General features: G+C 32.0%; 7 protein-coding genes and 1 other annotated feature. Of the genes, 5 read left to right on the forward strand and 2 right to left on the reverse strand.

What is annotated here, in order from left to right; all coding sequences use genetic code 11:
- Window position 1 precedes the first annotated feature (1 nt).
- Genes murB through fni form a run of 3 tightly spaced genes read left to right on the forward strand, consistent with a single transcriptional unit; the run spans window position 2 to window position 2,791 of the window.
- Window positions 2-889 carry a UDP-N-acetylmuramate dehydrogenase gene (gene murB, locus HMPREF9129_RS08735; RefSeq protein WP_004822655.1) on the forward strand — a complete coding sequence of 296 codons (888 nt, stop codon included), beginning with the start codon at window positions 2-4 and terminating at the stop codon, window positions 887-889.
- Entirely contained in the window at window positions 889-1,731 is an 843-nt protein-coding gene (gene rapZ, locus HMPREF9129_RS08740; RefSeq protein WP_004822657.1) for an RNase adapter RapZ, read from the forward strand. The genes murB and rapZ overlap by 1 nt, the downstream gene beginning before the upstream one ends.
- Before the next feature lie 43 nt (window positions 1,732-1,774).
- Window positions 1,775-2,791 carry a type 2 isopentenyl-diphosphate Delta-isomerase gene (gene fni / locus HMPREF9129_RS08745; RefSeq protein WP_040552989.1) on the forward strand — a complete coding sequence of 339 codons (1,017 nt, stop codon included), beginning with the start codon at window positions 1,775-1,777 and terminating at the stop codon, window positions 2,789-2,791.
- A gap of 18 nt (window positions 2,792-2,809) precedes the next feature.
- Here fni and HMPREF9129_RS08750 read toward each other — a convergent pair whose 3' ends face one another.
- Window positions 2,810-3,667 carry a DUF2207 family protein gene (locus HMPREF9129_RS08750; RefSeq protein ID WP_004822660.1) on the reverse strand — a complete coding sequence of 286 codons (858 nt, stop codon included), beginning with the start codon at window positions 3,665-3,667 and terminating at the stop codon, window positions 2,810-2,812.
- Between the two features lie 127 nt (window positions 3,668-3,794).
- Here HMPREF9129_RS08750 and trxB point away from each other — a divergent pair, with 127 nt between their 5' ends.
- Window positions 3,795-4,736 (forward strand): thioredoxin-disulfide reductase, encoded by a 942-nt coding sequence (gene trxB / locus HMPREF9129_RS08755; RefSeq protein WP_004822661.1) that lies wholly within the window; start codon window positions 3,795-3,797, stop codon window positions 4,734-4,736.
- Between the two features lie 40 nt (window positions 4,737-4,776).
- Here trxB and HMPREF9129_RS08760 read toward each other — a convergent pair whose 3' ends face one another.
- Complete coding sequence (locus HMPREF9129_RS08760) at window positions 4,777-5,892, reverse strand: YibE/F family protein (protein WP_004822662.1); 1,116 nt, start codon at window positions 5,890-5,892, stop codon at window positions 4,777-4,779.
- A 149-nt stretch (window positions 5,893-6,041) separates the two neighbouring features.
- Window positions 6,042-6,208: a binding site (T-box leader), on the forward strand.
- A 42-nt stretch (window positions 6,209-6,250) separates the two neighbouring features.
- On the opposite strand from HMPREF9129_RS08760, the gene serS reads away from it, so the two are divergent.
- Window positions 6,251-7,537 carry a serine--tRNA ligase gene (gene serS / locus HMPREF9129_RS08765; RefSeq protein ID WP_004822665.1) on the forward strand — a complete coding sequence of 429 codons (1,287 nt, stop codon included), beginning with the start codon at window positions 6,251-6,253 and terminating at the stop codon, window positions 7,535-7,537.
- Window positions 7,538-7,728 lie beyond the last annotated feature (191 nt).

Genomic DNA, 7,728 nt, shown 5'->3' on the forward strand with positions numbered 1-7,728 from the left:
AATGAATTCATTTAAAAATTTTGGTTCTTTTTATAGAGAAGAAAATTTAGATAAATATACAACTTTTAAGATTGGAGGTCCGGCGGAGTTTTTGTTAATTCCAAATGACGAAGAGTCTTTAATTGAAGCCATTAAAACTGCTAGAGAAAAGAGTATTAAAGTAACTTTACTTGGCAACGGTTCAAATGTTTTGATTGATGACTCGGGAGTTGACGGTCTTGTAATAGTTTTAAGAGATACTTTAAACAAGATTACTTTAAAAGGCACGACTGTCATTGCAGGGGCTGGAGCAACTTTAAGAGACACTGCAATTTTTGCGGGGGAAAATTCTCTTGGTGGTATGGAATTTGCCCATGGGATACCCGGTTCTGTAGGTGGCGGAGCTATAATGAATGCCGGTGCTTATGACGGAGAGCTAAAGGATGTTGTGAGCAAGGTTAAATTGATTGACAACAATTTAAATGTTATTGAGCTAAACAATTCTGAAATGGAATTTGCTTACAGAGACAGTATTGCTCAAAGAAATAATTATATTATTCTTTCGGTTGAATTTGAATTATTTGAAAAAAATAAAGAAGAAATTTTTGAGAAGATGGACGAGTTAATGCAGAGAAGAATTGACAAACAGCCTTTAGAAATGCCAAGTTCCGGGTCCACGTTTAGAAGACCTACTGGATACTTTGCAGGAAAGTTGATACAAGATTCAGGGCTACAAGGTCTTAGAGTTGGTGGTGCAATGATAAGCACTAAACACAGTGGTTTTGTAGTTAATTTTGACAATGCTAAAAGTCAAGATGTTAAAGATTTGATAGATACAGTGCAAAAAATTGTAATGGAAAAGTTTGGTGTTGAGTTAAAGAGAGAAGTAAAATACATTGGGGGAAGATAATGGAAATATTTGTCATAACCGGAATGAGCGGCTCAGGTAAGTCCGGAGCCTTAAATGTATTTGAAGATTTGGGTTACTTTGCCATGGATAATTTACCGCCGGCTTTGGTGCCTAAGTTTGCAGAAATGGCTTGTAAATCTGACACCATGAGTAAGGTTTGTGTTGTGGTGGATGTTAGAAGTGGAGAGTTTTTTGAAGATTTTTCAAAGTCTTTATTGGAACTTAAGGCTCAAAACATAAATTATAAATTACTATTTTTAGATGCAAGGGAAGAAGTGCTTGTAAATAGATACAAGGAAAAGCGTAGACCTCATCCACTAGACAAGTCTATTTTAAATGGTATTAGAAAAGAAGCTAAGATGCTTGAGAATATAAGAGGAGAAGCTGAATATATAATTGATACTTCTGATTTATCCATGAAGCAGTTTAGAGAGAAGATGTTAGAAATTGTAGATTTAAAAATTGATGAAGTTTTAAAAATTTCGGTTACTTCTTTTGGTTTTAAAAATGGGATTTTATTAGATGGTGATTTAATATTTGATGTGAGATTTTTGCCAAATCCTTACTATATACCTGAATTAAAAAAATTGTCAGGAGAAAATGATAAGACAAAAGAATTTGTATTGTCACATTCGGTTACCAGTGGATTTTTAACTAAGTGCATTGATATGCTAAAGTTTTTAATTCCAAATTATATAGCTGAGGGCAAGAGCGTGTTGAGTATAGGAATTGGTTGTACTGGTGGTTTTCATAGGTCTGTTGTTATAACTAATGAGATAGGTTTGAAGTTAAAAGAGCTTGGATATTCTGTTGAAGTAAATCATAGAGATTTGGTTGAATAAGATTTACTCGAATGTTATATTATCCTTGATGGGAGATGTTGAGATGAGAAAGTATAGAAAGAGGGAACATGTAGAAAATTATCTGAGAAGTACCTATAAGGGAAACCCACTTTTTGAAGATGTTTTCGTTTATCATAATGCACTACCGTGTTGTGATTATAATAAAATTGACACGACTATGGAATTTTTAGGCAAGAAAATTTCTTTTCCAATTATGATTAATGCAATGACTGGCGGAACTGAATTTTCGGGAGATATAAATAAAAATTTAGCTAAGCTTGCAAAGGAACTTAAAATTCCTATGGCAGTAGGTTCTGAAACTATAGCGCTTGAAGATGAAGATGCTTCTAATAGTTTTAAATGTGTTAGAGAAATAATGGGCGATGAGGGTGTTGTAGTTGCAAATATAAGTGGTTATGCAAGTGCAGAAGACGCCAAATTTGCTGTTGATTTGATAAAGGCAGATGGACTTCAAATTCATTTAAATCCAGCACAAGAACTTGCTATGGACGAAGGTGAAAGAGATTTTACAGATGTTCTAAAAAATATAGAGGATATCGTAAAAGCTGTTGAGGTTCCTGTAATTGTCAAGGAAGTTGGCTTTGGAATTTCTAGAGAAGTTGCTGATAGATTGTATTCTGTAGGAGTTAGAAATATCGATATAGCTGGATTTGGAGGCTCTAATTTCTTTGAAGTTGAAAATCTTAGAACTCCTGATACAGATGTTTCAGAATTATATGGTTGGGGGATACCAACTGCAATGGCGCTTATAGAAAATGTAAAGGACAAACCTGATGACTTGTTTATAGTTGCCTCAGGTGGAGTTAAAAATTCTCTTGATGTATTAAAGAGTTTGGTTTTGGGAGCTGACTTGGTTGGAATAAGTGGCGAGATATTATCATACTTGGTGCATGGCGGATATGAATACACTTTGAGATATTTAACTGAGTTGATGGAAAAAACTAGAATAAGTATGGCGCTTACTGGTTCATGTGATTTAAAGGATTTAAAGAAAGTAAATTATAAGTTGACTGGAAGATTAAAAGACTTAATTGGATAATAAAAAGAGAGTAGGTTTTTATCTACTCTTTTTGTCTGCGAAAATAAAGTTGTTAGTTTCAAACAGTGTGGTATATTTTGAAGAGTCAATGTTATTTAATTTTAGTATAGACTCTATGTGTTCGGATTTAGCATCTAATGCGATTAGATTAATAATGTCTTTTGTAGTAAGAGAAGATGTATTAATCTTTTTATTTTCAAAGTTTTCTACAAATTTAAGATATTCAACGTGAAGTTTTTCTCCTTGTGGAGTTTTTTCAAATATTTTTTTAGTTTGGTTAAAAGATAGTATCAGTGAAAGTGGAATTACAATTAAAGCTAAAAATCCCTTATAGTATGTTAAAATCAAAGCGACTATCAAATACATCAAAGCTATTAAAATAATTAGCGCTGGAATTTTTATATTATTTTTCTTTTTCAAATTTTTAGTATATAGCGATTGTTCGACTAAATCAAAATATTTTTGCATAGATTTATTAAAGTCGTCGGGCGCAGATTTTCTCTCTCGTAAAATATCTTTTGATGTTATATTTTTGGGATTAATAGTTTTAAAGAATTGTATAAGATATTTTTCGGGCTTCTCTAAGTTTTCATCAGTTAAAAAATCTATGGAAAAATCTTTTGTGCCAATGTTTAGATTTATGTTTTTATTTTCGTTTAAGCAAAGTAGTGTTGCAGTTAAAGATTTTATAAATTTCATATTTCCAAACACCAGTGAGCTTATTTGAGCTGGGGTTAAATTTATCTTAGGCATTTCTACTTCTTTTCTTATATTGTTTTTAAAAGATTTCTTTAGCAATATTGAAATACTGATAATCAACATAATTGATATAATATTAGCATTAATTGGATTTAAATGTTCTATTAAATTATTCACTTAATTCACCTCAACTTAAGTATAACAAAAACTGAGCGGGGGTGTGAATTATTAAGTTAATTTATGGGTATTTAAAGTAAGAAGAATATTAATAAAAAATTGAGTTTATAATAGAAAGAGGGATAAAATGTACGATTTAATCATATTGGGAGCAGGTCCTGCGGGATTGACAGCAGGTATTTATGCTTCAAGAGCCAGTTTAAATGTACTCATAATTGAAAAGGGTATTGAAGGTGGCCAAATAGCTAATACTGTTGATGTTGAAAACTATCCTGGGATTAAAAATATTTCAGGTATGGAACTTGGAATGACTATGAGAGCCCAAGCGGAAGAATTCGGGTGTGAGTTTGCAATGGATGAAGTTGTATCAGTTGAACTTGAAGGAGAAACTAAAAAAGTAGTTGGTAAGTTTGGAGAATATGAAGGCAAGACTTTACTAATTGCAGCAGGAGCATCTCCAAGACCTATGGGTGCTAAAGGGGAAGAAGAATTTAGCGGTAGAGGTGTATCTTATTGTGCAACTTGTGATGCGGCATTTTATCAAGACCTTGAAGTGTATGTAGTGGGCGGAGGAAACTCTGCTGTAGAGGAAGCTCTTTTTATAACAAGATTTGCTAAGAAAGTGCATATAATTCACAGGAGAGACAAATTAAGAGCTACTGAAGCTGTGCAAGAAAAAGCTTTTGCAAATGAAAAGATAGACTTTATATGGGACAGTACTATTGAAGAAGTAAAAGGCGACAAAATAGTAAATGAGATAGTGATTAAGAATTTAAAGACAGGTAAAGTTACAAATATAAAACCTAATGAGCCATTTGGACTATTTGTGTTTATAGGATATGTTCCTCAAACAGAAATATTCAAAGATAAGCTTGAACTTGAAAATGGATATATAAAGACTGATGAAGAAATGAGAACTAATATAGAGGGTGTGTTTGCGGCTGGAGATATAAGAGTTAAAAATATCAGACAAGTTGTTACAGCGGCTGCAGATGGGGCTATAGCGGCTCTTAGTGCAGATAGATATATTGATGAAAAAGAGGGAACTCTTTACGAAGGACTTAAATAATAAAATTAGCAACCGATATATGGTTGCTTTTTAAATGTATTTATTTTTTATTTTGTTGCATAAAATAGCTTGCTAAGATAGCGGTTATTGGAATTGTAAATAACAATCCAATGCTACCGGAGATCGAGCGAACTATTTCTGTTGCAATCACATCTAAATTTATGATTTTATAATTACTTTGATTAAATATCATCATCAACAGTATTAGGGGAAGAGCACTTCCAAGGTAGGCTAAAATTAAAGTGTTGCTCATAGTTGACATAATATCTTTTCCAACATTCATTCCTGAATTCAAAAGCTCTTTAAACGATAGGTCTTTATTATTTATTGATAATTCATATATCGCTGAAGAGATGCTCATTCCAACGTCCATCACAGCTCCAAGAGACCCCCAAATTATTCCGGCAAAGAGCAATTCTTTTGGCTCTAAGGTTAGATTGTTTGGAAGATATAATAACATTTGTGTTTCGTCCATTGAAAGACCGGTGAGATGTAATTTATTTCCAACAAAATAAGCTATGAGTGCTGCTAAGATAGTTCCGAGGCAAGTGCCAAGTATTGCACATAAACTTTTTTTGCTAAAGCCGGCAACTATCAATATTGTGAAAATTGAAATTAAAATTGAACTCAAAACAGCCATTGTAACCGGGCTATGTCCATTTATAATCATAGGAATTGCTCCGAAGAGTATAATTCCAAGAGTAAAAAGCAAGGATATTATTGAAAGGACACCTTTTTTTCTACCTATCAATAAAAGAAAAAGTATAAAAAATGCAGCCAAAATATATAGATAATCTGTACGCAAGTGGTCTGATATGCTATATATTGTTTCACCGTAGGCATCTTTATTTTCAAGAATCAAAACTTTATCGCCTATTTTTAAATCCAAGTTACTATTCAATTGAGTGGAAATAGAATTTTTCACTTCAATTGTCTTATCCTTGTTTTCTCCAGTCAGAAATTTAACTTCAACTGTTTGTTCTTTATTTCCAAAGCTGTCAACTTTACTGAATTCAGAAGTTTTAGTTACAATTGCTTTTTCATAATGCATATATTCGCCCTGACTATTTTCCAAACCAATTGTAGAAGCTGCAAGAGATTTGATGGGAAATATAACCACAAAAAGAAATATAAGTATTAATAATTTATTTTTCATAAAATCCTCCAGAAGTATTTTAACACTTGTAAAAATTTAATAAAACCTTTTAGCATAATTATAATTTTAAGAGATTTAATTACTATTAGAAAAAATAATTCTTAGTATTTGAAAAGAATTTTATAAAATGATATAATTAATTTAATTTTTATAGGACAGTGATGAGGAATAGTAAGTTGTGCCGAGTTTTTAGAGAGTTTACGTTTGGTGTGAGTAAATAACGAGGGCAACTGAATCCGCCTTTGAGTCTATTGTTTTAAAGAGAGTCTATTTGTAGACTAATTAGGGTGGCAACGCGGGTCTTCTCGTCCCTTTGGGATTGAGAAGGCTCTTTTTATTTTTTAAGAAAGGTGAGAAAATGTTAGATATTAAATTTTTAAGAGAAAATCCTGAATTGGTAAAAGAAAACATAAAAAAGAAATTTCAAGATGAAAAGTTAGGACTTGTAGATGAAGTAATAGAGATTGATGAAAAACTTCGCCAAGAAAAAATTAAGGGTGATGATTTAAGAGCTCAAAGAAATAAGATTTCAAAGGAAATTGGAGCATTGATGGCTCAAAAGAAAATTGAAGAAGCAGAGGCTACAAAAGCTAAAGTTAAAGAAATAAATGATGCACTTGTTCAAATTGAAGAAGATACTAAAAAATATGAAGTAGAACTTAAAGAGAGAATGCTTGTAATTCCTCAAATCATTGATGAAAGTGTTCCTGTTGGAAAAGACGATTCAGAAAATGTTGAAGTTGAAAGATTTGGAGAACCGGTAGTTCCTAAGTATGAAGTTCCATATCATGTTGAAATAATGGAAAGCTTTGACGGAATAGATTTGGATGCTGCAAGAGATACTTCAGGTGCAGGGTTCTATTATCTAAGAGGAGATATAGCAAGACTTCATTCTTCAATTCTTTCTTATGCAAGAGATTTTATGATTGATAGGGGATATACATATTATATTCCACCTTTTATGATTAGGTCAGAAGTTGTAACAGGGGTTATGAGTTTTGCTGAAATGGAAAATATGATGTATAAGATTGAAGGCGAAGATTTATATTTGATAGGAACTTCAGAACACTCTATGATTGGTAAATTTATAAACACAATCACAGATGAAGAAAAAATGCCTTTGAGAATGACATCTTATTCACCTTGCTTTAGAAAAGAAGTTGGAGCACATGGAATTGAAGAGCGTGGCGTATATAGAATTCACCAATTTGAAAAGCAAGAAATGGTAATAATCTGTAAACCTGAAGATTCTATGAATTTCTATAATGAGCTTTGGAAAAACACAGTAGATTTCTTTAGAAGTCTTGAAATTCCAGTTAGAACTTTGGAATGTTGTAGTGGAGATTTAGCAGATTTGAAGGTTAAATCTGTTGATGTTGAAGCTTGGTCTCCAAGACAAAAGAAATATTTTGAAGTAGGTTCTTGTTCAAATTTGGGAGATGCTCAAGCAAGACGTCTTGGAATTAAATTGAGAGGAGAAGATGGAACTTATCTTGCTCATACACTTAACAACACTGTAGTCGCACCTCCAAGAATGTTAATAGCTTTCTTAGAAAATATGCTACAAGAAGATGGTTCAGTTAAAATTCCAGCACCACTTAGAATGTATATGGGTGGAAAAGACAAAATAGTTCCTGTAAAATAAGAAATTAAATAAGCTCAGCTGAGCTTATTTTTGGCTTTATAATATCTGTTGGGGAATAAATCCCTAACAGATATTATAGAGCTAAATAAAAAATATATTAGTTAGGCTATAAAGGCTAAACAAAATAAAAATTTTAAATTAAAATAGGAAATCTAAAGTTGTTAATAGATTTCCTATTTGTTTATAAATTT

The organism is Peptoniphilus indolicus ATCC 29427 (assembly GCF_000227315.1).
GTDB lineage: Bacteria > Bacillota > Clostridia > Tissierellales > Peptoniphilaceae > Peptoniphilus > Peptoniphilus indolicus.

Excerpts from the sequence above, each read along its gene's own strand:
- murB (WP_004822655.1), top strand. The coding sequence starts at position 2 with ATGAATTCATTTAAAAATTTTGGTTCTTTTTATAGAGAAGAAAATTTA.
- rapZ (WP_004822657.1), top strand. The coding sequence starts at position 889 with ATGGAAATATTTGTCATAACCGGAATGAGCGGCTCAGGTAAGTCCGGA.
- fni (WP_040552989.1), top strand. The coding sequence starts at position 1,775 with ATGAGAAAGTATAGAAAGAGGGAACATGTAGAAAATTATCTGAGAAGT.
- trxB (WP_004822661.1), top strand. The coding sequence starts at position 3,795 with ATGTACGATTTAATCATATTGGGAGCAGGTCCTGCGGGATTGACAGCA.
- HMPREF9129_RS08760 (WP_004822662.1), bottom strand. The coding sequence starts at position 5,892 with ATGAAAAATAAATTATTAATACTTATATTTCTTTTTGTGGTTATATTT.
- serS (WP_004822665.1), top strand. The coding sequence starts at position 6,251 with ATGTTAGATATTAAATTTTTAAGAGAAAATCCTGAATTGGTAAAAGAA.